Source organism: Pseudomonas sp. SP16.1, from assembly GCF_052682975.1.
Genome location: NZ_JBQYFZ010000001.1, coordinates 4084212 through 4105144, shown reverse-complemented (window position 1 = coordinate 4105144; position 20933 = coordinate 4084212). Strand labels below are relative to the sequence as shown.

Annotated in this window: 21 protein-coding genes; 13 read left to right on the top strand and 8 right to left on the bottom strand. The window is 68.5% G+C overall.

The window, feature by feature from the left end; genetic code table 11:
- Nucleotides 1-71: 71 nt before the first annotated feature.
- The 3 genes from ACUTAF_RS19370 (at nt 72) to ACUTAF_RS19360 (ending at nt 2416) form a co-directional block, all read left to right on the top strand.
- Nucleotides 72-989, top strand: coding sequence for an SdiA-regulated domain-containing protein (locus tag ACUTAF_RS19370; RefSeq protein ID WP_445581506.1), 918 nt, complete (start codon nt 72-74; stop codon nt 987-989).
- Nucleotides 990-1081: 92 nt separating this feature from the next.
- Entirely contained in the window at nt 1082-1429 is a 348-nt protein-coding gene (locus ACUTAF_RS19365; protein WP_445581505.1) for a NirD/YgiW/YdeI family stress tolerance protein, read from the top strand.
- Between the two features lie 72 nt (nt 1430-1501).
- Nucleotides 1502-2416 carry an SdiA-regulated domain-containing protein gene (locus ACUTAF_RS19360; protein ID WP_445581504.1) on the top strand — a complete coding sequence of 305 codons (915 nt, stop codon included), beginning with the start codon at nt 1502-1504 and terminating at the stop codon, nt 2414-2416.
- Here the strand turns inward: ACUTAF_RS19360 and ACUTAF_RS19355 are convergent.
- A complete protein-coding gene (locus ACUTAF_RS19355; protein ID WP_445581503.1) occupies nt 2413-2748 on the bottom strand; it encodes a YegP family protein in 336 nt (111 codons plus the stop codon). The two genes, ACUTAF_RS19360 and ACUTAF_RS19355, sit on opposite strands and share 4 nt — an antisense overlap.
- Nucleotides 2749-2851: 103 nt before the next feature.
- On the bottom strand, nt 2852-3304 hold the full coding sequence (cadR, locus tag ACUTAF_RS19350) for a Cd(II)/Pb(II)-responsive transcriptional regulator (RefSeq protein ID WP_445581502.1): 453 nt from the start codon (nt 3302-3304) through the stop codon (nt 2852-2854).
- 81 nt (nt 3305-3385) lie between these two features.
- On the opposite strand from cadR, the gene ACUTAF_RS19345 reads away from it, so the two are divergent.
- Nucleotides 3386-5560, top strand: a complete 2175-nt coding sequence (locus ACUTAF_RS19345) for a heavy metal translocating P-type ATPase (RefSeq protein ID WP_445581501.1) — start codon at nt 3386-3388, stop codon at nt 5558-5560.
- Between the two features lie 11 nt (nt 5561-5571).
- Nucleotides 5572-5907 (top strand): DUF3703 domain-containing protein, encoded by a 336-nt coding sequence (locus tag ACUTAF_RS19340; RefSeq protein ID WP_445581500.1) that lies wholly within the window; start codon nt 5572-5574, stop codon nt 5905-5907.
- 215 nt (nt 5908-6122) lie between these two features.
- Here the strand turns inward: ACUTAF_RS19340 and rpiA are convergent, their stop codons facing one another.
- Nucleotides 6123-6794, bottom strand: coding sequence for a ribose-5-phosphate isomerase RpiA (rpiA, locus tag ACUTAF_RS19335; RefSeq protein ID WP_445581499.1), 672 nt, complete (start codon nt 6792-6794; stop codon nt 6123-6125).
- Nucleotides 6795-6872: 78 nt separating this feature from the next.
- Here rpiA and ilvA point away from each other — a divergent pair, with 78 nt between their 5' ends.
- Both ilvA and ACUTAF_RS19325 read left to right on the top strand, forming a co-directional pair.
- The gene (gene ilvA / locus ACUTAF_RS19330; RefSeq protein WP_445582477.1) at nt 6873-8456 is read left to right on the top strand and encodes a threonine ammonia-lyase, biosynthetic; all 1584 of its coding nucleotides are present in this window, start codon (nt 6873-6875) and stop codon (nt 8454-8456) included.
- A gap of 13 nt (nt 8457-8469) precedes the next feature.
- Nucleotides 8470-8910, top strand: coding sequence for a DUF2269 family protein (locus ACUTAF_RS19325; RefSeq protein ID WP_445581498.1), 441 nt, complete (start codon nt 8470-8472; stop codon nt 8908-8910).
- Nucleotides 8911-9005: 95 nt separating this feature from the next.
- On the opposite strand, the gene ACUTAF_RS19320 is transcribed toward ACUTAF_RS19325, so the two are convergent.
- Nucleotides 9006-9659 (bottom strand): histidinol-phosphatase, encoded by a 654-nt coding sequence (locus ACUTAF_RS19320; protein WP_445581497.1) that lies wholly within the window; start codon nt 9657-9659, stop codon nt 9006-9008.
- Between the two features lie 143 nt (nt 9660-9802).
- On the opposite strand from ACUTAF_RS19320, the gene ACUTAF_RS19315 reads away from it, so the two are divergent.
- Together ACUTAF_RS19315 and ptsP are read left to right on the top strand one after the other, a co-directional pair.
- Nucleotides 9803-10282 carry an RNA pyrophosphohydrolase gene (locus ACUTAF_RS19315; protein WP_445581496.1) on the top strand — a complete coding sequence of 160 codons (480 nt, stop codon included), beginning with the start codon at nt 9803-9805 and terminating at the stop codon, nt 10280-10282.
- Nucleotides 10283-10301: 19 nt separating this feature from the next.
- Nucleotides 10302-12581, top strand: a complete 2280-nt coding sequence (gene ptsP / locus ACUTAF_RS19310; RefSeq protein WP_445581495.1) for a phosphoenolpyruvate--protein phosphotransferase — start codon at nt 10302-10304, stop codon at nt 12579-12581.
- 140 nt (nt 12582-12721) lie between these two features.
- Here ptsP and ACUTAF_RS19305 read toward each other — a convergent pair whose 3' ends face one another.
- A complete protein-coding gene (locus tag ACUTAF_RS19305; RefSeq protein WP_445581494.1) occupies nt 12722-13468 on the bottom strand; it encodes an NRDE family protein in 747 nt (248 codons plus the stop codon).
- A 216-nt stretch (nt 13469-13684) separates the two neighbouring features.
- Here ACUTAF_RS19305 and ACUTAF_RS19300 point away from each other — a divergent pair, with 216 nt between their 5' ends.
- The 3 genes from ACUTAF_RS19300 to ACUTAF_RS19290 are packed head-to-tail and all read left to right on the top strand — an operon-like array spanning nt 13685 to nt 16072.
- Nucleotides 13685-14467 carry a sulfite exporter TauE/SafE family protein gene (locus tag ACUTAF_RS19300; protein WP_445581493.1) on the top strand — a complete coding sequence of 261 codons (783 nt, stop codon included), beginning with the start codon at nt 13685-13687 and terminating at the stop codon, nt 14465-14467.
- Nucleotides 14468-14477: 10 nt separating this feature from the next.
- The gene (lgt, locus tag ACUTAF_RS19295) at nt 14478-15278 is read left to right on the top strand and encodes a prolipoprotein diacylglyceryl transferase (protein ID WP_445581492.1); all 801 of its coding nucleotides are present in this window, start codon (nt 14478-14480) and stop codon (nt 15276-15278) included.
- Nucleotides 15278-16072 carry a thymidylate synthase gene (locus ACUTAF_RS19290; protein WP_445581491.1) on the top strand — a complete coding sequence of 265 codons (795 nt, stop codon included), beginning with the start codon at nt 15278-15280 and terminating at the stop codon, nt 16070-16072. The genes lgt and ACUTAF_RS19290 overlap by 1 nt, the downstream gene beginning before the upstream one ends.
- Before the next feature lie 60 nt (nt 16073-16132).
- Here ACUTAF_RS19290 and ACUTAF_RS19285 read toward each other — a convergent pair whose 3' ends face one another.
- From ACUTAF_RS19285 to ACUTAF_RS19275, 3 genes are all read right to left on the bottom strand, one after another.
- The gene (locus ACUTAF_RS19285; RefSeq protein ID WP_445581490.1) at nt 16133-17515 is read right to left on the bottom strand and encodes a GTPase/DUF3482 domain-containing protein; all 1383 of its coding nucleotides are present in this window, start codon (nt 17513-17515) and stop codon (nt 16133-16135) included.
- 108 nt (nt 17516-17623) lie between these two features.
- Nucleotides 17624-19015, bottom strand: coding sequence for a DUF2868 domain-containing protein (locus ACUTAF_RS19280; protein WP_445581489.1), 1392 nt, complete (start codon nt 19013-19015; stop codon nt 17624-17626).
- 77 nt (nt 19016-19092) lie between these two features.
- Entirely contained in the window at nt 19093-20244 is a 1152-nt protein-coding gene (locus ACUTAF_RS19275) for a glycerophosphodiester phosphodiesterase (protein WP_445581488.1), read from the bottom strand.
- A gap of 144 nt (nt 20245-20388) precedes the next feature.
- Between ACUTAF_RS19275 and ACUTAF_RS19270 the strand changes: the two genes are divergently transcribed.
- Entirely contained in the window at nt 20389-20913 is a 525-nt protein-coding gene (locus ACUTAF_RS19270; RefSeq protein WP_445581487.1) for a dihydrofolate reductase, read from the top strand.
- Nucleotides 20914-20933 lie beyond the last annotated feature (20 nt).

Sequence of the window (20933 nt, the reverse complement as noted above, 5' to 3'; positions counted from 1 at the left end):
CATTCGACGGGCGGCGGAACTCCCGCCGGCGACGGATGTCGGATTGCCATCAAGCAGCCGAGCCGTCGCCGATGAACCCTTCCCGTTTCCGCCTTCTCCTTTCCCGCCGCCGGCTCGCCGGCCTCGCCGTATTGGCGTTGGCCGCCCTGGCGCACTACCAGCACTGGGATGACCGTGCCCGGCTGTGGTGGCAGGAGGGGCGCACGCCATTGGTGGAGCGCCTGGCCAGCATCTGGCTGCCCGGCTACCGAGCGGTTATCCAGGCCAAGGCGCTGAGCGGGCTGGACCATGACGAAACCTCGGGGCTGACCTACAACCCGGCCACCGGCACGCTGTTCACCGTCACCGGCAAGCATCCGCTGCTGGTGGAGCTGTCGCGTCGCGGCGAGGTGTTGCGGCGCATCGAACTGAGCGGCTTTAGCAACCCGGAAGGGGTGGAAATGCTCGGCGACGGGCGCATGGCGATCATCGACGAGCGCCGCCGCCGGCTCACCACTTTCACCCTGGGCGAGGCTGATCTGAGCCTGGATGCCGCCGATTTCCCCGGTTTCGATCTGGGCTTCGCCGACGCCGGCAACAAGGGCTTCGAGGGTATCGCCTGGGATGCGCGCAGCCACAGCCTGTTGCTGGGCAAGGAGCGCGGCCCGCTGGGCCTGTTCAGCCTGCCGATTCCCGTCGGGGACGGCGCCGCCGGCGTGCTGCAGCCGCTGGCCAGCCCGCACCTGGGCATGCGCGATATCTCCTCGCTGAGCATCGACGGGCGCACCGGCCACACCCTGGTGCTGTCCGACGAGTCGCGCCTGCTGCTGGAGCTCGACCGCGCGGGCCAGCCGGTCAGCTTCCTCAGCCTCAGCGGCGGGCGCAACGGTCTGCAGCGCGGCATCGAGCAGGCCGAGGGGGTGACCATGGACGAGCAGGGCAACATCTATATCGTCGCCGAGCCGAACCTGTTCTATATGTTCAGCAAGCCGGCGCCGGACGCCGGTTGAGCGGTTCAGCTTGGCTTAAGCGCCGATTCAGTCTGGCTTCAGCTTGTCGCCCTAATCTGACCCCGTCACTTACCCACTACGAGGTCAACACCATGAAACGCTCCGCTCTCGCTCTGCTGGCTCTGCCCCTGCTCAGCACCGCCGCCTTCGCCACCGGCTACACCGGCCCGGGCGTCACGCCGCAGGTCACCAGCGTATCCGCCGCATTGGAGGCCGGCGACGACACCCAGGTGGTGCTCGAAGGCCAGATCGTCAAGCGCCTGCAGGACGAGCTCTACGAGTTCAAGGACGCCAGCGGCACCATCCAGGTGGAGATCGACGACGAGGACTGGCCGAACCAGAACGTTTCGGAAACCGCCAAGGTGCGTCTGAGCGGTGAGGTGGACAAGGACTTCAACGGCCGCGAGATCGATGTCGACCGCGTCGAGCTGATCAACTGATTCGCACGCTTTCCCTGGCCCGCCCGATGGCGTTCGTGGCGGGCTTTTCCGTGGTCGTCAGAGTGAGTCGTCATGCGCCGCCTGCTGAGCTTCAATCCCTGGCTCTACCTGCTGGTTTTCCTTCTGCTCGTCGGTGGCGTTCTCGCCCAGCAGTATCGCCTGTTCGAGCGCGGCTGGTTTGCCGTGCAGGAGTGGCAGCACGGCACCAGCTGGCGTGAGCGCTCGCTGTGGCTGGGCGAGTACCAGGTGGTGATCGATGCCAAGCCGATCGCCGGCATCAGCGACGTCTCGGCACTGACCTACGATCCGGACCGGCGCAGCCTGTTCAGCGTCACCAACAAGCCGGCCAAGGTGATCGAGCTGAGCCTGGACGGCGAGCTCTTGCGGATCATCGACCTCGAAGGCTTCGGCGATCCCGAGGCCATCGAGTACGTGGGGCCTGGCCTCTACGTGATCGCCGACGAGCGCGAGCAGCGCCTGGTCAAGGTGCGTATCGACGATGCCACCCGGATTATCGATGCCGGCGATTTCCAGCAGCTGTCGCTGGGTATCGGCCTTAACGGCAACAAGGGCTTCGAGGGCCTGGCCTTCGATGCGGCGGGCCAGCGCCTGCTGGTGGCCAAGGAGCGCGATCCGGTGCGCATCTTCGAGGTGCGCGGCTTCCCCCATGTCGATGCCGGCAGGCCGCTGTCGCTGCAGGTCAGTACCGATCCGCAGCGCGACGCGCGGCTGTTCGTGCGCGATCTGTCGAGCCTGGACTTCGACAGTGGCACGGGGCATCTGCTGGCACTGTCGGACGAGTCGCGCCTGGTGATCGAACTGGACGCGGCGGGCAAGCCGGTCAGCACCCTGTCGCTGCTGCGCGGCCAGCACGGCCTGCGGCGCGGCGTGCCGCAGGCCGAAGGGGTGGCCACGGACGATGCCGGCAACCTGTACCTGATCAGCGAGCCGAACCTCTTCTACGTCTTCAGGAAACCGGTGGATTAGCCGGTCTGGTCGTCCAGCTCGGCGGCCGGTGCATTTTTCCGTACCGACTCGATGCCGCCCTGGCAGGCGGCGACGCTGCCATACATCTGGCTTTGGCCGATCACCTGGCCATTGGTGGCCTTGAGCACGAAGTAGGGCTTGTCGCTGCTGGACGTCCCGGTTTCGAAGGCGCCTTCGCGCTGAGCGTTCTTCCTCACCGAATCGATGCCGCTCAGTGCCGAATCCTTGGCCCTGTACATCTCGCTGCTCAGGATGATCTGGCCGTTGCCCGCCAGCAGGTTGAAGTGGAACTGACCGTCTTTGGCTTTTTTCAGCTCGAACTTTGCAGACATGCTCTTCTCTCCTTGGTAACCGGCGGCTTGCCCGGCCGCTTCGCTTGAAGAGCAAGCCTAGTCCAGTTCCGGTGGCCTGGAGGGGCGACTGCGACGCGGCCTTTCAGTGGGAGTGGCTTTTACCCACATGGGTGTGGCCGTCGTCCGGCAGGGGCTGCACGCCGCCGCTGACGTTGAGCTGGCGCAGTATCTCGCAGGCTTCGGCCGCCCGCGTACCGCTGCAGCGCTCGCGTAGCTCGCTCAACTGACGGCGCAGCGCCTGCAGGCTGGCGATGCGTTGCTCGACGTGCTCGATATGCTCGTCCACCAGGCTGTTGATGCCGGCACAGTTTTCCCGCGGCAGGTCGCGCAGGGCCAGCAGGCGCTGGATCTCCTCCAGCGTCATGTCCAGGGTGCGGCAGTTGCGGATGAATACCAGGCGCTCGAGGTGTTCCTGGGTGTACACCCGGTAATTGCCGTCGGTGCGGGCAGGCGCCGGCAGTAGGCTCTCGCGCTCGTAGTAGCGGATGGTCTCGACCTGACAGCCGGCCCGTTTCGCCAATTCGCCGATCTTCATGGTGCGTCCTCCATTCAGGGCTTGACCCTATAGTGACTTCAGGGTGTGTACTGCGCAACAGACCCCCCAGGGAGACCCCTCATGTCCCATTGCTGCGACCATTCGCCAGCGTGCCGGACGGCGCGCGCCAGCCATGATCCTGTCGCCGCGCCACACGCCGGTCAGCTCAGCACCCGTATCCGTATCGAGCAGATGGACTGCCCGACCGAGGAGCGCCTGATCCGCGATGCGCTGGCCGGCCTGCCGGGCGTCGGCGCGCTGCAGTTCAATCTGCTGCAGCGCGTGCTCACCGTCGCCCACGAGGCCGACGCCCTGGCGCGCGTGCTGCCGGCGATCCGCGCGTTGGGCTTTACCCCGCAGGTGCAGGACGAGACCGTCGCCGCCACGCCCGCGCCGCTTGCCGCGCGCAGGCCCTGGTGGCCGCTGGCGCTGTCCGGCGCGCTGGCCGGCGCCGCGGAGATCGCGCACTTCGCCTCGCTCGGTCCGCACTGGCTGGTGGCGGTGCTGGCGGTCGCCGCCATCGGCCTGTGCGGCCTGGGCACTTACCAGAAGGGCTGGATCGCCCTGAAGAATCGCAAACTCAATATCAACGCACTGATGAGCATCGCGGTGACCGGGGCGGTGCTGATCGGCCAGTGGCCGGAGGCGGCGATGGTGATGGTGCTGTTCGCCCTCGCCGAGCGGATCGAGGCCGGTTCGCTCGAGCGTGCGCGCAACGCCATCCGCGGCCTGATGGACCTGGCGCCACCGCGCGCCACGGTGCGCCAGGCCGACGGCAGCTGGCGCGAGGTGGACGTGCAGGCCGTGAGGGTCGGCGATCTGCTGCGCGTGCGTCCCGGCGAACGCATCGCCCTGGATGGCGAGGTGATCGGCGGCTCATCCACGGTCGACCAGGCGCCGATCACCGGCGAGAGCCTGCCGGTGGACAAGGGCGTCGGCGATCCGCTGTTCGCCGGCACCATCAACCAGGCCGGCGCCCTGGAGCTGCGGGTGACGGCCGCCGCGCGCGACACCACGCTGGCGCGCATCATCCACGCGGTGGAGCAGGCCCAGGGCGCGCGGGCGCCGACCCAGCGTTTCGTCGATCGCTTCGCACGCATCTATACCCCGGCGGTGTTCGCCTTGGCCCTGGCGGTCGCCGTGCTGCCGCCGCTGTTCGGCGCCGGCGCCTGGCTCGAGTGGATCTACCGCGCCCTGGTGCTGCTGGTGGTGGCCTGCCCCTGCGCGCTGGTGATCTCCACCCCGGTGACCATCGTCAGCGGCCTGGCAGCCGCCGCGCGCAAGGGCATCCTGATCAAGGGCGGCGTGCACCTGGAGAACGGCCGCCAGCTGGCGCTGCTGGCCCTCGACAAGACCGGCACCCTGACCCACGGCCGGCCGGTGCGGACCGACAGCCTCGGCTTGGTCGGAGGCGACGAGGCGCTGCACGAGGCCTGGGCCGCGAGCCTGGCCGCGCGCTCCGATCATCCGGTATCCAGGGCGCTGGCAGCGCACGCCGAGGGGCGGGCGCTACGCGAGGTGGACGAGTTCGAGGCGCTGCCGGGGCGCGGTATCCGTGGGCGGATCGACGGGGTGCGGCTGTATCTGGGTAACCACGGTCTGCTCGAGCAGCTGGGCTTGTGCTCGCCGGAGCTGGAGGCGCAGCTCCAGGCGCTGGAGCGCCAGGGCAAGAGCGTGGTGGCGCTGTGCGACGAGCGCCGGGCGCTGCGGCTGTTCGCCGTCGCCGACACCCTGCGCCGGAGCAGCCGCGAGGCGGTCGCCGAACTCCACGCGCTGGGCGTGCGCACCTGCATGCTCAGCGGCGACAATGCCCACACCGCGGTGGCGATCGCCGCGCAGGTCGGCATCGACGAGGCCTACGGCGACCTGCTGCCGGCGGACAAGCTGGCCTGGGTCGAGGCGCGTCAGGCGCAGGGTGACGTGGTCGGCATGGTCGGCGACGGCATCAACGATGCACCGGCGCTGGCCAGGGCGCAGATCGGCTTCGCCATGGGCGCGGCCGGCACCGACACGGCGATCGAGACCGCCGATGTCGCGCTGATGGACGACGATCTGCGCAAGATCCCGGCCTTTGTCCGCCTGTCGCGGCACACGGCGGCCATCCTCAAGCAGAACATCGGTCTGGCGCTGGGGATCAAGGCGCTGTTCCTGGCCCTGACCCTGACCGGCGAGGCGAGCATGTGGATGGCGGTGTTCGCCGACATGGGCGTCAGCCTGCTGGTGGTATTCAACGGCTTGCGCCTGCTGCGCAAGTAAAGGAGAGCGATATGCAGCAAGAACTGAAGACTGCCATCGACGAGGCCTTCGCCCTGGCCGAAGCCGCCCTGGACGAGGGGCGCGGCGCCGCGGCGTACGTCTGGCTGGAGCGGGCGCATATCCTCACCCAGCGCCAGCCATGGCTGCATGCGCGCTCGCACTGGCTGATGCTGCGCGCAGGTATGCAGGCGGGCGACGGGCGCGAGGTGCTCGGGCAGTTGCCGCGCATCCTCGCGGCGCTGCTGTTCTCGCGGATCTGGGTGCCGCTCGGCAATACCGGGCGGGCGCGGGTCAGCGCCTTCCAGCCGATGCCGCTGAGCGAAGAGCTGCGCCGGCTGCTCGAGTAGGGTGTCGTGGGGCCGTGCGCACCGGGATCTGTCTATTGAGCCGGCGGGCGCCAAGGCATCACACCTAGCTCGGGCAGGAGCCGCGTCCCGCGGCGAATGGGCCGATGCTGCCGACCGAAAAGCGTCGCCCCAGGGAGGGGCTCCCACGACGCCCCGCCAAGCTATCCAGCAATTTTCGCCGGCTCTGCAGGTGCGCGCGGCGCACCCTGCGGGGCTCAGCGTTTGAGCGTTTGCACGCCCTCGGCGGTGCCGAGCAGCAGCAGGTCGGCCGGGCGGGCGGCGAACAGGCCGTTGGTGACCACCCCGACTATGGCGTTGATATCCGCTTCCAGCTTCAGCGGATCGACGATCGACAGGTTGTGCACGTCGAGGATGATGTTGCCGTTGTCGGTCAGCACGCCCTCGCGGTACACCGGGTCGCCACCCAGCTTGACCAGCTGGCGCGCCACATGGCTGCGCGCCATGGGGATGACTTCCACCGGCAGCGGAAAGGCGCCGAGCACCGGTACCAGCTTGCTGGCGTCGGCGATGCAGATGAAGGTGCGCGCCACCGCTGCGACTATCTTCTCGCGGGTCAGCGCGGCGCCGCCGCCCTTGATCAGGTGGAGGTGCTCGTCGCTCTCGTCGGCGCCGTCGACGTAGAACTCCAGTTCGCTCACCGTGTTCAGGTCGTAGACCGGGATGCCGTGGCCCTTGAGCCGCGCGGCGGTGGCTTCGGAGCTGGCCACCGCGCCGTCGAATTCCATCCGGTGCTTGGCCAGGGCGTCGATGAAGAAGTTGGCGGTGGAGCCGGTGCCGACGCCGATGACGCTCTTGCTGTCGAGGCGGGGAAGAATGTGGTCGACGGCGGCCTGGGCCACGGCCTGTTTCAGCTGATCCTGGTTCATCGCGGGGGTGCGCCTGGCAAGGGAAGGAAAAGAGGCGCGAATTATAGCCGCATGGCGGGCAAAAACCCCGCACTCTCTGTGGTCGCGCGGCGAAGCGCTGGGGTAGACTCCCCAGTCCCCCCAAGCCCGACCGCCTGCGAACTCGCCATGCTCGAACAGTACGTGAAGAAGATCCTCACCTCGCGCGTCTACGACGTCGCGGTGGAAACCCCGCTGCAACCGGCCCGCCAGCTTTCCGAGCGGCTGGGCAACCAGATTCTGCTCAAGCGCGAGGATCTGCAGCCGGTGTACTCGTTCAAGATTCGCGGCGCCTACAACAAGCTGGCCCAGCTGTCGGCCGAGGAACTGGAGCGCGGCGTGGTCACCGCCTCGGCCGGCAACCATGCCCAGGGCCTGGCCCTGGCCGCCAAGACCCTGGGGGTGAAGGCGACCATCGTCATGCCGCGCACCACGCCTGAACTGAAGGTGCAGGGCGTGCGCTCGCGCGGCGGCAAGGTGGTGCTGCACGGCGACGCCTTCCCCGAGGCGCTGGCGCATTCGCTGAAACTGGTGGAGGAGAAGGGTTACACCTACATCCACCCCTACGACGACCCGCTGGTGATCGCAGGGCAAGGCACCGTGGCCATGGAGGTGCTGCGCCAGCATCCGGGCCAGCTGGATGCCATCTTCGTGCCGGTCGGCGGCGGCGGCCTGATCGCCGGCATCGCTGCCTACGTCAAGTACCTGCGCCCGGAAGTGAAGGTGATCGGCGTCGAGCCGGACGACTCCAACTGCCTGCAGGCCGCCATGGCGGCCGGTGAGCGCGTGGTGCTGCCGAGCGTCGGGCTGTTCGCCGACGGCGTGGCGGTGGCGCAGATCGGCGCGCACACCTTCGACATCTGCAGGCAGTACGTGGACGAGGTGATCACCGTCAGCAGCGACGAGATCTGCGCGGCGATCAAGGACATCTACGACGACACTCGCTCGATCACCGAGCCGGCCGGCGCCCTGGCCGTGGCCGGGATCAAGAAGTACGTCGAACGCGAGCGCTGCTCGGGGCGGGTGCTGGTGGGCATCGACTCGGGCGCCAACGTCAATTTCGACCGCCTGCGCCACGTCGCCGAGCGCGCCGAGTTGGGCGAGAAGCGCGAGGCGATCATCGCCGTGACCATCCCCGAGCAGCCGGGCAGCTTCAAGGCCTTTTGCGAGGCGATCGGCAAGCGCCAGATCACCGAGTTCAACTACCGCTACCACACCGACCGCGAGGCGCACATCTTCGTCGGCGTGCAGACCCACCCCGACAGCGATCCGCGCGCGGCGCTGGTCGAAGGGCTGCGCGCCCAAGGTTTCCCGGTGCTGGATCTGACCGACAACGAGCTGGCCAAGCTGCATATCCGCCATATGGTCGGCGGCCACGCGGCGCGGGTCAGCGACGAGATGGTGTTCCGCTTCGAGTTCCCCGAGCGCCCCGGCGCGCTGTTCAACTTCCTGCAGAAACTCGGCGGGCGCTGGAACATCTCGATGTTCCACTACCGCAACCACGGCGCCGCCGACGGTCGCGTGGTCGCTGGCCTGCAGGTGCCGGACAGCGAGCGCCATCTGGTGGCCGCGGCGCTGGAGGCCATCGGCTATCCCTACTGGGACGAGAGCGACAATCCCGCCTATTCGCTGTTTCTGGGCTGATGAGGAAAAGGTGATGGAACACTACCTGCTGGTTCGCATCCTCCACGGCGCCCCGGGCGTCCTGCTGCTGCTCGGCGTGCTTGCCCACGCCTTCATGCTGTTCAAGGCGCAGCGCGCAAACGATGCGGCGCTGCTGGCGCGCAAGCTGCGTGTCACCCTGCTGTTCAGCCTGCCGGCCTTCGCCGTGCTGGCGCTGAGTCTGCCGCTGAGCGGTTACTGGCTGGTGGATAGTGCCGGCTGGCCGCTTGGGCAGGCCTGGCTGCTGGCGGGCAGCGTTCTCTACGGGGTGATGATGTTACTCGGCCTGCTGCTGGCCGGGCGCCTAGCCGCCTGGCGCGCGCTGGGCGACGCCCCGGCGCCGACCGCGCTGGGGCGCCTGTGCCTGATCTACGCGGCGCTGATCCTGGTACTGTTGATCGCCATCATGGCGCTGATGGGCGCCAAGCCCGCGTAGGCGGTGTCGCGGGGCCGCCCAGGCCGTGCGCACCGGTTTTAATGATGGTGCGCGCAGCGCACCCCATGTCATCGCACGATGCGGGGTGTTTTCGTTCAGCGCAGCGAAATCACCGGCCAGCCGCGTTCGACGGCGGTGGCGCGCAGCACCTCGTCCGGGTCCACCGCCACGGGGCGGCTGGCGACTTCCAGTAGCGGCAGGTCGTTGCGCGAGTCGCTGTAGAAATAGCTGCCGTCCAGGCTGAGGCCACTCTGCGCCAGCCATTCGTTCAATCGCACCACCTTGCCCTGCTGGTAGCAGGGGATGCCGGCGATCTGCCCGGTATAGCGGCCGCCTTGCATGCCGCACTCGGTGGCGATCAGGGTGTCCACACCGAGGCGCGCGGCGATGGGCGCGGTGACGAAGCGGTTGGTGGCGGTGATGATCACCAGCTTGTCGCCGGCTTCGCGGTGCTCGGCCAGCAGCGCCTCGCCCTTGGCCAGGATGATCGGCTCGATCACCTCGGCCATGAACTCACGATGCCATTGCGCCAGCTGCTCCATGGCGGTGCGGCCGAGTATCGCCTGGCTGAAATTCTGGTAGGCCACCACGTCCAGCTTGCCGGCGCAGTAGTCGGCATAGAAGGCATCGTTGCGCGCCTGGTATTCGGCGGCATCGACCAGGCCGCGCTGGCAGATGAAGTCGCCCCAGCTGTGATCGCTGTCGCCGGCGAGCAGGGTGTTGTCGAGATCGAAAAGGGCCAGGCGCACCGTCAATACCTTCGTGTGAAACCGGTTGGGCGCGCCAGAATAGCCGCTTTGCTCAGGCTTTCAAACTGCGTCGAAACCCGCGTTGCTGCTGTTGTCGGCTTTGTGGAACAATGCCGGAACTTGCGTGTACGAGGTTGCCTGCCGTGATCGATTCTGATGGTTTCCGCCCTAATGTCGGCATCATCCTGACCAATGATCTGGGCCAGGTGCTCTGGGCGCGGCGCATCAACCAGGATGCCTGGCAGTTTCCCCAGGGTGGGATCAACGATCGCGAGTCGCCGGAAGAGGCGCTGTACCGCGAACTCAACGAAGAAGTTGGCCTCGAGGAGCAGGACGTGAATATCCTCGCCTGCACCCGTGGCTGGTTGCGTTATCGTCTGCCGCAGCGCCTGGTGCGTACCCACAGCCAGCCGCTGTGCATCGGCCAGAAACAGAAGTGGTTCCTGCTGCGCCTGACCGGAGCCGAAGAGCGGGTGCGCATGGATCTGACCGGCAAGCCCGAGTTCGACGGCTGGCGCTGGGTCAGCTACTGGTATCCGCTGGGCCAGGTGGTCACATTCAAGCGCGAGGTCTATCGCCGCGCCCTCAAGGAACTCGCCCCGCGCCTGATCGTGCGCGACTGACCAGGAAGCGGAACTGCACATGCTCAACGTCCTGCGCAAGATCGTCCAGGAAGTCAACGCCGCCAAGGACCTCAAGGCGGCGTTGTCGATCATCGTGCAGCGGGTCAAGGAGGCCATGGGCAGCCAGGTGTGCTCGGTCTACCTGCTCGATCCGGAAGCCAACCGTTTCGTCCTGATGGCCACCGAGGGCCTCAACAAGCGCTCCATCGGCAAGGTCAGCATGGCGCCCAGCGAAGGCCTGGTCGGCCTGGTCGGTACCCGCGAGGAACCGCTCAACCTGGAGAACGCCGCGGCTCACCCGCGCTATCGCTACTTCGCCGAGACCGGCGAGGAGCGTTACGCCTCCTTCCTCGGTGCGCCGATCATCCACCACCGGCGGGTGATGGGCGTACTGGTGGTGCAGCAGAAGGAGCGCCGCCAGTTCGACGAGGGCGAGGAAGCCTTCCTGGTCACCATGAGCGCCCAGCTCGCCGGGGTCATCGCCCATGCCGAGGCCACCGGCTCGATCCGCGGCCTCGGCCGTCAGGGCAAGGGCGTGCAGGAGGCCAAGTTCGTCGGTGTGCCCGGCGCGCCGGGTGCCGCCGTCGGCACCGCGGTGGTGGTGTTGCCGCCGGCCGATCTGAACGTGGTGCCCGATCGCAGCGTCGACGACATCGCCGCCGAACTGGAACTGTTCGACAAGGCCCTCGGCTGGGTGCGCGAGGACATGCACGAGCTGTCCGCCAAGCTTGCCACCCAGCTGCGCAAGGAAGAGCGCGCGCTGTTCGACGTCTACCTGATGATGCTCGACGATGCCGCCCTGGGTAACGAGGTGCGCAAGGTCATCAAGACCGGCCAATGGGCACAGGGCGCCCTGCGTCAGGTGGTGCTCGACCACGTCGGGCGCTTCGAGCTGATGGACGACGCCTACCTGCGCGAGCGCGCCAGCGACGTGCGCGACCTCGGTCGGCGCCTGCTCGCCTACCTGCAGGAAGAACGCAAGACCTCGCTGGTCTACCCGGACAACAGCATCCTGGTCAGCGAGGAGCTGTCGCCGGCGATGCTCGGCGAGGTACCGGAAGGCAAGCTGGCCGGCCTGATCTCGGTGACCGGCTCGGGCAACTCGCACGTGGCGATCTTCGCCCGCGCCATGGGCATCCCCACGGTGATGGGCGTGGTCGACCTGCCGTACTCGAAGATCGACGGCATCCAGCTGATCGTCGACGGCTACCACGGCGAGGTGTTCACCAACCCCAGCGAGCTGCTCGCCAAGCAGTACGCCGACGTGGTCGAGGAGGAGCGCCAGCTCACCGAGGGCCTCGACGCGCTGCGCGCGCTGCCCTGCGAGACCCTCGACGGTCAGCGCATGCCGCTGTGGGTCAACACCGGCCTGCTCGCCGACGTGGCCCGCGCCCAGCAGCGCGGCGCCGAGGGCGTCGGCCTGTACCGCACCGAAGTGCCGTTCATGGTCAACGAGCGCTTCCCCAGCGAGAAGGAGCAGCTGGCCACCTACCGCGAGCAGCTGCAGGCCTTCCACCCGCTGCCGGTGACCATGCGCACCCTGGATATCGGCGGCGACAAGGCGCTGTCCTACTTCCCGATCAAGGAAGAGAACCCCTTCCTCGGCTGGCGCGGCATCCGCGTCACCCTCGACCACCCCGAAATCTTCCTGGTGCAGACCCGCGCCATGCTCAAGGCCAGCGAGGGCCTGAACAACCTGCGCATCCTCCTGCCGATGATTTCCGGCACCCAGGAGCTGGAGGAGTCGCTGCACCTGATCCACCGCGCCTGGGGCGAGGTGCGCGACGAGGGCACCGACGTGCCGCTGCCGCCAATCGGCGTGATGATCGAGATTCCCGCCGCGGTCTACCAGACCCGCGAACTGGCGCGCCAGGTGGATTTCCTCTCGGTCGGCTCCAACGACCTGACCCAGTACCTCCTGGCGGTGGACCGCAACAACCCGCGGGTCGCCGATCTCTACGACTTCCTCCACCCGGCGGTGCTGCAGGCGCTGCAGAAGGTGGTCGACGACGCCCACGCCGAAGGCAAGCCGGTGAGCATCTGCGGCGAGATGGCCGGCGATCCGGCCGCCGCCGTGCTGCTGCTGGCCATGGGCTTCGACTCGCTGTCGATGAACGCCACCAACCTGCCCAAGGTGAAATGGCTGTTGCGCCAGGTCACCCGCAGCAAGGCTCGAGAACTGCTGGGTCAGGTGATGACCATGGACAATCCGCACCTGATCCACAGCACCCTGCAGCTGGCCCTGCGCAACCTCGGCCTGGGCCGGGTGATCAACCCAGCGTCGAATATCCAGGCCTGAGCCGCGTCTGCGAGCCCCGGCGACCCTGACGGGTGCGCCGTGCGCACCAGGCGCCTCTCTGCTGACGCTTGCTCGCGCGTTCGCTGCGTCCGTCAATGGTGGATGGGTAAAGCGTCATCCACCCTACACCCTACTTTCCCTTACCTGCGTATGACGACCTCGCCCAGCGGCACGCCCTGCGGGCCGAAGCTGCGTTCGACCAGCTCCCAGCTATGGTCGGCGTTGAGGATCAGGGCCGTGCTGGCGCGAGTGCCGTAGTTGGCGCTGGCGATGAAGACCGTCGACAGCAGGCGCTCTACCGCCGGCCCGACGCCGGTATCGGGCAGCAGGTGTTCGGGCGGCCGTTCGCTGTCGGCCAACAGCGCCAGCAGGCGCTGGCTGGCCGGGGCGTCCAGGCAGTTTTCCAGCGCCGCCCTGGCGCGTCGCAGCTTGGGCCAGGGGCTGTCGAGGCCGGCGTTGGACAGGCCGTAGAGCCCTTCCGGCAAGGTTCGCGGCTGGTCCTCCTGGCTGTTGTAGTACCAGAGCTCACGCGCATCGCCGAGCAGCAGGTTGAAGCCGGCGTACTCTGCGGCTCTGCCCGCTACCTGCCGCAGATAGGCCGGCGGCGTCAGCGCGCTGCGCAGGAAATCGACCGGCAGCTCGCCACGCGAGCGTCGTCCGGCTGGCTGGTTCGGATCGCGGATATTGGTCAGCGCGGCGAAACGCCCGTCCGCGCTCATCCCCAGCCAGGTGCCGCCGGCCTGCAGGTCGCGCCCGGCGAACAGCCCGGGCGCGTCGTCCCATTCGCGCAGCGGCCAGCTGGGCCGGGCGTAGAACTCGTCGCGGTTGGCTGCCAGCAGCAGCGGTTGCGGCTGATCCGGGCGCCAGGCGAAAACGATCAGGCACATGGGGCACTCCTTGTTCGGGCGACGCCTTGCAGGCTAGCACGAAGCTGAAGCGGTGCACGCCGTACCCTGGAAGCGAGTCTGCCGGCGATTTCGTGGCAGGGCCGCCAAGGATTGGCGCCCATCCCCGTCATGCAATTGCCCCGTGCCCGACGCCTGGTGCCTGCCGCTGCCGGGGCAATTCCGCTACCATGCCGCTTTGTTTTCCCGGGGGTATCGATGGAACTGCTGCTGTACCTGCTGCTAGGGGCTGCCGCCGGCGTGCTGGCCGGTCTGTTCGGCGTGGGCGGCGGGCTGATCATCGTGCCGGTGCTGGTGTTCAGTTTCGCCTCGCAGGGCATGCCGGCGGAGGTGCTCACCCACCTGGCGGTCGGTACCTCGCTGGCGACCATCGTCTTCACCTCGATCAATTCGCTGCTCGAGCACCAGCGCAAGGGCGCGGTGCGCTGGCCACTGTTTCGCTGGCTGACCCTGGGCATCCTGTTCGGCGCGGCGCTGGGCGCCCTGAGCGCGGCGGCGATCCACGGCGAGTACCTGCAGAAGATCATCGGCGTGTTCGCCCTGGTGATCGCCGTGCAGATGGCGCTCGATCTGAAACCCAGGGCCGAGGGCACTGTCCCAGGCAGGCCGCTGCTGGCGGCGGCGGGTGGGGTGATCGGCTGGGCGTCGGCGATCTTCGGCATCGGCGGCGGTTCGCTGACCGTGCCCTTCCTGGTCTGGCGCAGCGTGCCGATGCAGCAGGCGGTAGCCACCTCGGCGGCCTGCGGCCTGCCGATCGCCATCGCCGGCGCGCTGAGTTTCGTCGCCACCGGCTGGGGCAACCCGCAGCTGCCGCCGTGGAGCGTCGGTTTCGTCTACCTGCCGGCGCTGGTCGGCATCGCCGTCACCAGCATGTTCTTCGCCCGCATCGGCGCGCGCCTGGCCCATCGCCTGTCGCCGCGCCTGCTCAAGCGCCTGTTCGCCCTGCTGCTGTTCAGCGTGGGCCTGAGTTTTCTTGTCTAAGGAGTGATTGATGCTGCCTTACCCGCAGATCGACCCGGTGGCCCTTGCCCTCGGCCCGCTGAAAATCCACTGGTACGGCCTGATGTACCTGGTCGGCATCGGCGGCGCCTGGTGGCTGGCCTCGCGGCGCCTGGCCCGCTTCGATGCTGGTTGGAGCAAGGAGAAGCTCTCCGATCTGGTGTTCTGGGTGGCCATGGGGGTGATTCTCGGTGGGCGCCTGGGTTACGTGTTCTTCTATGACTTCGCGGCCTATGTCGCCGAACCGGCGAAGATCCTGCGGGTTTGGGAAGGCGGCATGTCGTTCCACGGCGGGCTGCTCGGGGTCATGCTGGCCACCTGGTGGTTCGGCAAGCGCAACGGCAAGAGCTTCTTCGAGCTGATGGACTTTATCGCGCCGCTGGTGCCCATTGGCCTGGGCGCCGGGCGCATCGGCAATTTCATCAATGCCGAGCTGTGGGGCAAGGCCACCGACCTGCCCTGGGCGATGGTCTTTCCCACCGACCCACAGCAGCTGGCGCGGCATCCCTCGCAGCTGTACCAGTTCGCCCTGGAGGGCGTGGCACTGTTCGTCATTCTCTGGTTCTACTCGCGCAAACCGCGCCCGACCATGGCGGTTTCCGGTCTGTTCGCCACCTGCTACGGGCTGTTCCGCTTTATCGTCGAATTCGTCCGCGTGCCGGACGCCCAGCTCGGCTACCTGGCCTGGAACTGGCTGACCATGGGCCAGATTCTCTGCCTGCCGATGATCCTCGGCGGTATCGGCCTGATCCTCTACGCCTACAAGCGCCAGCCTGCCCCGGGAGCCGCCTGATGAAACAGTACCTCGACCTGATGCGCCACGTGCGCGAGCACGGCACCTTCAAGGAAGACCGCACCGGCACCGGCACCTACAGCGTGTTCGGCTACCAGATGCGCTTCGACCTGGCCGACGGCTTCCCGCTGGTCACCACCAAGAAGTGCCACCTGCGCTCGATCATCCACGAGCTGCTGTGGTTCCTGCAGGGCGACACCAACATCCGTTACCTGAAGGAAAACGGCGTCAGCATCTGGGACGAGTGGGCCGACGAGAACGGTGACCTCGGCCCGGTGTACGGCTACCAGTGGCGCAGCTGGCCGGCGCCCAACGGCGAGTCGATCGACCAGATCGCCAAGCTGATCGCGATGATCAGAAGCAACCCTGACTCGCGCCGCCTGATCGTCTCGGCCTGGAACCCGGCGCTGGTCGAGCAGATGGCCCTGCCGCCGTGCCACGCGCTGTTCCAGTTCTACGTCGCCGAAGGCAAGCTCAGCTGCCAGCTGTATCAGCGCTCGGCCGACATCTTTTTGGGCGTGCCGTTCAATATCGCCAGCTACGCGCTGCTGACCCTGATGATGGCGCAGGTCTGCGACCTGCAACCGGGCGAATTCATCTGGACCGGCGGTGACTGCCACCTGTACGCCAACCACATCGAACAGGCCGACCTGCAGCTGAGCCGCCAGCCGCTGCCGCTGCCGACCATGCAGCTCAATCCGGAGGTGAAGGACCTGCTGGCCTTCAAGTTCGAGGACTTCGAACTGGTCGGTTACGAAGCGCATCCGCATATCAAGGCGCCGGTGGCGGTCTGAGGTAACGCAGGGCGGACGTAAGCGCGGGTCGGCGTAGGGTGGGCCGGGCGGCGTTCCGCTTTAGCCCACCGACTGCACGGAGAGGTCGCCGCGCAGACGCTCCACCTGCTCGGCGCGGTCGGCCTCTTCCAGGCGTGCGCCGGGGTTGAGCGACGACCATTCGGGATGGGCGCGCGCCACGTTCAGTGGCGCGGGCAGTTTGCCCTGACGCCATAGGGTTTCCTGTGGGGCGCCGAGGGCGATGGCGTCCATGGCGGCGTGGCCGCGTTTATCCAGTGCCGCCAGCAGTTGCTGCTGACGCAGGGCGAGCAGGCGCAGCACGGCGTCGTCAACGGTCAGCTCGCGCTGGCCCTTCAATTTTCCCTTCAATCTTTCCCCGTAATTGCGCAGGGTCTGCGCGCTGCCGCCGATCACCGCGCCTAGCGCGGCGGCCGCCCCTAGGGTGAGGCCGCCGACCAGCAGGTCGACGCCCACGCCGGTGGCCGCTCCCGCCGCCATGCCGCCGCCGACCTTGATGCCGAGCTGTTTGAGGGTCTCCGGGTTGAACAGGTCGTCGCCCCAGCGGCCATCGAGCAGCGGCAGCTCGCCGGCCTGGGCATCGCCGGGGCGGAAGGCGTAGAGCCGCAGCAGGGCCTCTACGCAGCGCTGCTCACGCTGGCGGATGGCCTCGCGTAACTCGGCGATGGCGCCCTGTTCCGGCACCGGCTGGGCGGCCACGCTACGCCGGCAGGCGGCGCAGTCGAGCAGCAGCTCGGCGATCAGCCGCGCGCCGGCCTGGCGCCGGGCCTGGCGCTGCGCCTGGTGGTCCTCGATCAGGCGCTGCAGTTGTGGGCGCGACTTTTCCAGCAGCAGGGCCAGGCTCTCGTACAGCCGGCGCTCGCCGTCCTCGGGCGGAGCCACGCTGTCGAAGGCGACCAGGGCGTGCAGGCCGAGGCGGGCCAGGGCGCTGCGCCAGTCCTCCTCGCGGTGGGCGTTGCTGGCGACGAAGTTCAGCACCGGCAGCAACGGTCGGCCGCACATATTCAGTATCGCCAGCTCGTCGCGGTACTTGGCCAGCACCGGCTCGCGCACGTCGATCACATACAGACCGGCATCCGAGGCCAGCAGCTGGCGCAGCACCTTGGCCTCCTGCTCGTAGCGCTGGCGCGCCTCGCTGCCGTCGAGGAAACGCGCCAGGCGGGTCGGGCCGTCCAGGCGTTCGCCGGGGCGGTCGAGGCGCTCCAGATGGTCGAGCAGGGCGATGGCGTCTTCCAGTCCGGGGGTGTCGTACAGCTCCAGCAGCGGTTCGCCATTCACCGACAGCCGCGCGCCTTCGACATGGCGGGTGGTGCTGGCGCGCGGCGAAACCTCGCCGAACTCCACGTCGCGGGTCAGGGTGCGCAGCAGCGAGGTCTTGCCGACGTTGGTATGGCCGACCAGGGCCAGTTTCAGCGGCTGGGTCATGGGGCGAACCTCGAGGCCGTGAAGCTTCGTAGGGTGGATGACGCTTTTTTCATCCACCGTCGCCAATGGTGGATGGGTGAAGCGTCATCCACCCTACGTTGAACGAGGTCAATCATGTCCGCTCTCCAGCCAGTTCAACGGCGCCGCATCGCCGCGCACCAGCTGCAACTGGTCCAGCGCCTGGTGCCAGTCGGCCAGGCGTGCGCTGTCCAGAGTTTCGCCGGGCGCGGGCGGCAGCAGCCAGATACGGGTGGCGCCGGCGCAGCGCGCCAGTTCGCCGAGCAGCGCCAGGGTGCCGCGATCCGGCGAGCGGCGCGGGTCGCAGGCGATGGCCAGGCGCTCGGGCGGGTAGCGGGTCAGCTGCTCCAGCAGCAGGCGGCGCTGCTCGCGGCTGTCGATCACCCCGGCGTCGGCCACGCTCTTCGGCAGTCTGGCCGGCGGCCAGGGACGGCGCTCGTCCAGCTCCAGGCCGAGCAGCAGGGCGCCGCTGCCGCCCTGGACCCGACCGCCGCCTGGCGGCTGATGCAGGGCGGCGGGCGCCAGGTCGCAGACGCCCAGGCGCTCGCTGTCCGGCTGCAGACGCTGGCGCAGCAGGCCGTAGCCGGGCAGGTCGAGATCCAGGCGCAGCGCCACCTGGCCCGAGCGCCAGCGCCACAGGCAGAGCAGGGTCAGCAGCAGGCGCGGCAGCAGGCCGTAGACCAGCACCACGCCGACCAGCCAGCCGGCCCAGCGCTGCCGCGCGGCTTCGCCGAGCAAGGCGGCGTCGCCGCTGGCTCGAATCAGCTCGGCATCCGGCAGGCTGAAGCCGAGCAGAGACGGCAGGGCGCCGAGCGCCTGGGTCAGGGCGATAAAGGTATCGCCGCCGAGGATGGTGGTTTCCCAGACGAAACCGTAGCGGCGGGTGGCGAGCATCAGCAGCAGGCTGACCAGCGCGGCGAGCATGGCCAGGCTCCACAGCCCGTGTACCAGCAGGCCCAGGCCCCAGCGGGCCAGGCGCTGGCGTTGCAGCAGCAGTAGCAGCGCCGGTGCCAGTTGCGCGGCGGCGGCGTCGCGGGCGAGCTTCTCGCTGAGCCAGAGCCACAGGCGCCCCAGCGCGCCGGCGCTGTCGCGCGCCAGCAGGCCGAGCAGCCAGCCGATCAGCATCAGCAGGTTGAGGCCCAGCAGGCTGCCCAGGGCCCAGAACACGTTGACCGGCCGGCTGCCGTCGCCGAGACCGGCCAGGGCCAGGCCGATACCGCTGAGCAGAGCCAGCGCGGCCAGCAGTACCAGCGCCAGGCGAGCGCCCTGCAGCCAGTGCAGCAGCGCCTGCCACTGGCCGTCGCGCCGCGCCAGCAGCAGGGCGCGCTGCTGGATGCGGCTGGCCAGGTCGCCGCCGCTGGCGCGGGCCAGGCGGTTGGCCTCGGCGTCGTCCAGCGCGCCGGCGTGTTCCTCGCGCAGGCGGATCGCCTCGCTGAGCCAGAGGCGTTGCAGGGAGTCGGGTTGCGGGGCGGCGTCGGTCACGCGGCGTCTCGTCGGCCAGATCAGGGGCTGAGGATAACCGCTGATCCGCTTGGGTGCGAATGGCCGGAGCGTGCGCCTTAGTCGCGCTCGCGCAGCCGCACGGCGATATCCGGCTGGTCGATAAACAGACCGTCGATGCCGGTGGCGAGGAAGGCGCGCAGCTCGGCCTCGATATCGCCGCGCTCGGCCGGCTCGCCGCTGCTGCGCAGGTCGGTCGACAGGAAGGCGTTCTCGGCGCGGAAGGTATAGGGATGCACCCTGAGGCCGGCGGCATGGGCGTCGTGCACCAGGCTGGTCGGCGCGGTGAGGTTGCCGGCGGCGTCGCGCGGGATGATCTGGCTCTTCTCCGGGCCGATGCCGGCGGCGTAGCGGGCGATGGTCCTGAGCCCGGCCGGGGTGGCCATCTGCGCGTAGGTAAGGCCGGTGCCGAGCACCTGCTGATCATAGGGCTGGCCCTCGGTCCACAGCAGCTGCACCAGGCGCACCGGCGTCAGACGGCTCAGGGCCTTGAGGTTCTCCACCTCGAACGACTGGATATACACCGGCGCCTTGGCGCTGTTATAGCCGTTGCGTTTGAGCGCCGCGACCAGCGGCCGCTCCATGGCCAGGCCGAGCTGCTGGAAGTGGGTCGGGTGCTTGGTCTCGGGATACAGGCCGATCACCCGTTGCTGGCTGAGCTGCAGGCTCTTCACCAGGTCGATGATTTCCTGCAGGGTGGGGATCTCGAACTGGCCGTCGAAGCGCGTGTTGCCCGGGCGCAGCTGCGGGATGCGCTCGATGGCACGCAGGGTCTTGAGTTCGGCCAGGCTGAAGTCCTCGCTGAACCAGCCCTCCAGGCTGACGCCGTCCACCGTCTGGGTGCGCTTGCGCTCGGCGAACTCGGGGCGCTGCGCGACGTCGGTGGTCAGCCCCAGCTCGTTGTCGTGGCGCGCCACCAACTGGCCGTCGCGGGTCATCACCAGGTCCGGCTCGACGTAATCGGCGCCCTGCAGGATGGCCAGGGCGTAGGCCGCCAATGTGTGTTCGGGCACGTAACCGCTGGCGCCGCGGTGGGCGATGATCAACGGGCTGGCGTCGCCCCGGGGGGTGGCCTTGCGGGGCAGCGGCTGCTGCTGCGCCCAGTCGATGGCGGTCTGCACGCTATCGGGCTGAGCCGGCGCGGCGAGGCCCAGGGTCGGCAGCAGCAGGCCGGCGCAGAGCGCCCAGATGCGAAACGGTGTGGTCGTCATGGTGGTACCTCCTTGCACGGGGATGAAAACCCAAGCCTGCACCGGCAAGGGTGACGATTCTGCGACACGGGACCAAGCCTAGACGCTTCTGTGCGTTGGTCGGCACCGCCGCCGTCGGGCTGCGTCCGCGCCGGGCGCTCTGCTATGCTCGCGGCCATGAAAACGACCCTGCCCCTCTGTCTGATCGCCGCCCTCGCCGAGAACCGCGTGATCGGCCGCGACAACCAGCTACCCTGGCACCTGCCGGCGGACCTCAAGCACTTCAAGGCCCTGACCCTGGGCAAGCCGATCATCATGGGGCGCAAGACCTGGGATTCCCTCGGTCGGCCGCTGCCGGGGCGGCTCAACCTGGTGGTCAGCCGCCAGGCCGATCTGCGCCTCGACGGCGCCGAGGTCTTGCCGACGCTGGACGCGGCGATCACCCGCGCCGACCAGTGGGCCCGCGAACAGGGCGTGGACGAGCTGATGCTGATCGGTGGCGCCCAGCTCTACGAGCAGGGCCTGGCCCTGGCCGAGCGTCTCTACCTGACCCGGGTGGGGCTGCGTCCGGCGGGCGATGCCTGGTTCCCCGAATTCAACGAGGCCGAGTGGGCGCGCGAGACCCATGAGGAGCATCCGGCCACGGCCCAGTCGCCGGCCTACGATTTCGAGACCTGGGTGCGGCGCTGACGGCCGGTTTTCTTGATCCT

Bases quoted from the DNA above. Each gene is read 5' to 3' on its own strand.
- ptsP (WP_445581495.1), top strand. From the start codon at position 10,302: ATGCTCAACGTCCTGCGCAAGATCGTCCAGGAAGTCAACGCCGCCAAG.
- ACUTAF_RS19285 (WP_445581490.1), bottom strand. From the start codon at position 17,515: ATGACCCAGCCGCTGAAACTGGCCCTGGTCGGCCATACCAACGTCGGC.
- ACUTAF_RS19365 (WP_445581505.1), top strand. From the start codon at position 1,082: ATGAAACGCTCCGCTCTCGCTCTGCTGGCTCTGCCCCTGCTCAGCACC.
- cadR (WP_445581502.1), bottom strand. From the start codon at position 3,304: ATGAAGATCGGCGAATTGGCGAAACGGGCCGGCTGTCAGGTCGAGACC.
- ACUTAF_RS19290 (WP_445581491.1), top strand. From the start codon at position 15,278: ATGAAACAGTACCTCGACCTGATGCGCCACGTGCGCGAGCACGGCACC.
- ACUTAF_RS19305 (WP_445581494.1), bottom strand. From the start codon at position 13,468: ATGTGCCTGATCGTTTTCGCCTGGCGCCCGGATCAGCCGCAACCGCTG.
- ACUTAF_RS19300 (WP_445581493.1), top strand. From the start codon at position 13,685: ATGGAACTGCTGCTGTACCTGCTGCTAGGGGCTGCCGCCGGCGTGCTG.
- ACUTAF_RS19345 (WP_445581501.1), top strand. From the start codon at position 3,386: ATGTCCCATTGCTGCGACCATTCGCCAGCGTGCCGGACGGCGCGCGCC.
- ACUTAF_RS19325 (WP_445581498.1), top strand. From the start codon at position 8,470: ATGGAACACTACCTGCTGGTTCGCATCCTCCACGGCGCCCCGGGCGTC.
- ACUTAF_RS19270 (WP_445581487.1), top strand. From the start codon at position 20,389: ATGCTCGCGGCCATGAAAACGACCCTGCCCCTCTGTCTGATCGCCGCC.
- ACUTAF_RS19275 (WP_445581488.1), bottom strand. From the start codon at position 20,244: ATGACGACCACACCGTTTCGCATCTGGGCGCTCTGCGCCGGCCTGCTG.
- ACUTAF_RS19355 (WP_445581503.1), bottom strand. From the start codon at position 2,748: ATGTCTGCAAAGTTCGAGCTGAAAAAAGCCAAAGACGGTCAGTTCCAC.
- ACUTAF_RS19340 (WP_445581500.1), top strand. From the start codon at position 5,572: ATGCAGCAAGAACTGAAGACTGCCATCGACGAGGCCTTCGCCCTGGCC.
- rpiA (WP_445581499.1), bottom strand. From the start codon at position 6,794: ATGAACCAGGATCAGCTGAAACAGGCCGTGGCCCAGGCCGCCGTCGAC.
- ACUTAF_RS19370 (WP_445581506.1), top strand. From the start codon at position 72: ATGAACCCTTCCCGTTTCCGCCTTCTCCTTTCCCGCCGCCGGCTCGCC.
- lgt (WP_445581492.1), top strand. From the start codon at position 14,478: ATGCTGCCTTACCCGCAGATCGACCCGGTGGCCCTTGCCCTCGGCCCG.
- ACUTAF_RS19360 (WP_445581504.1), top strand. From the start codon at position 1,502: ATGCGCCGCCTGCTGAGCTTCAATCCCTGGCTCTACCTGCTGGTTTTC.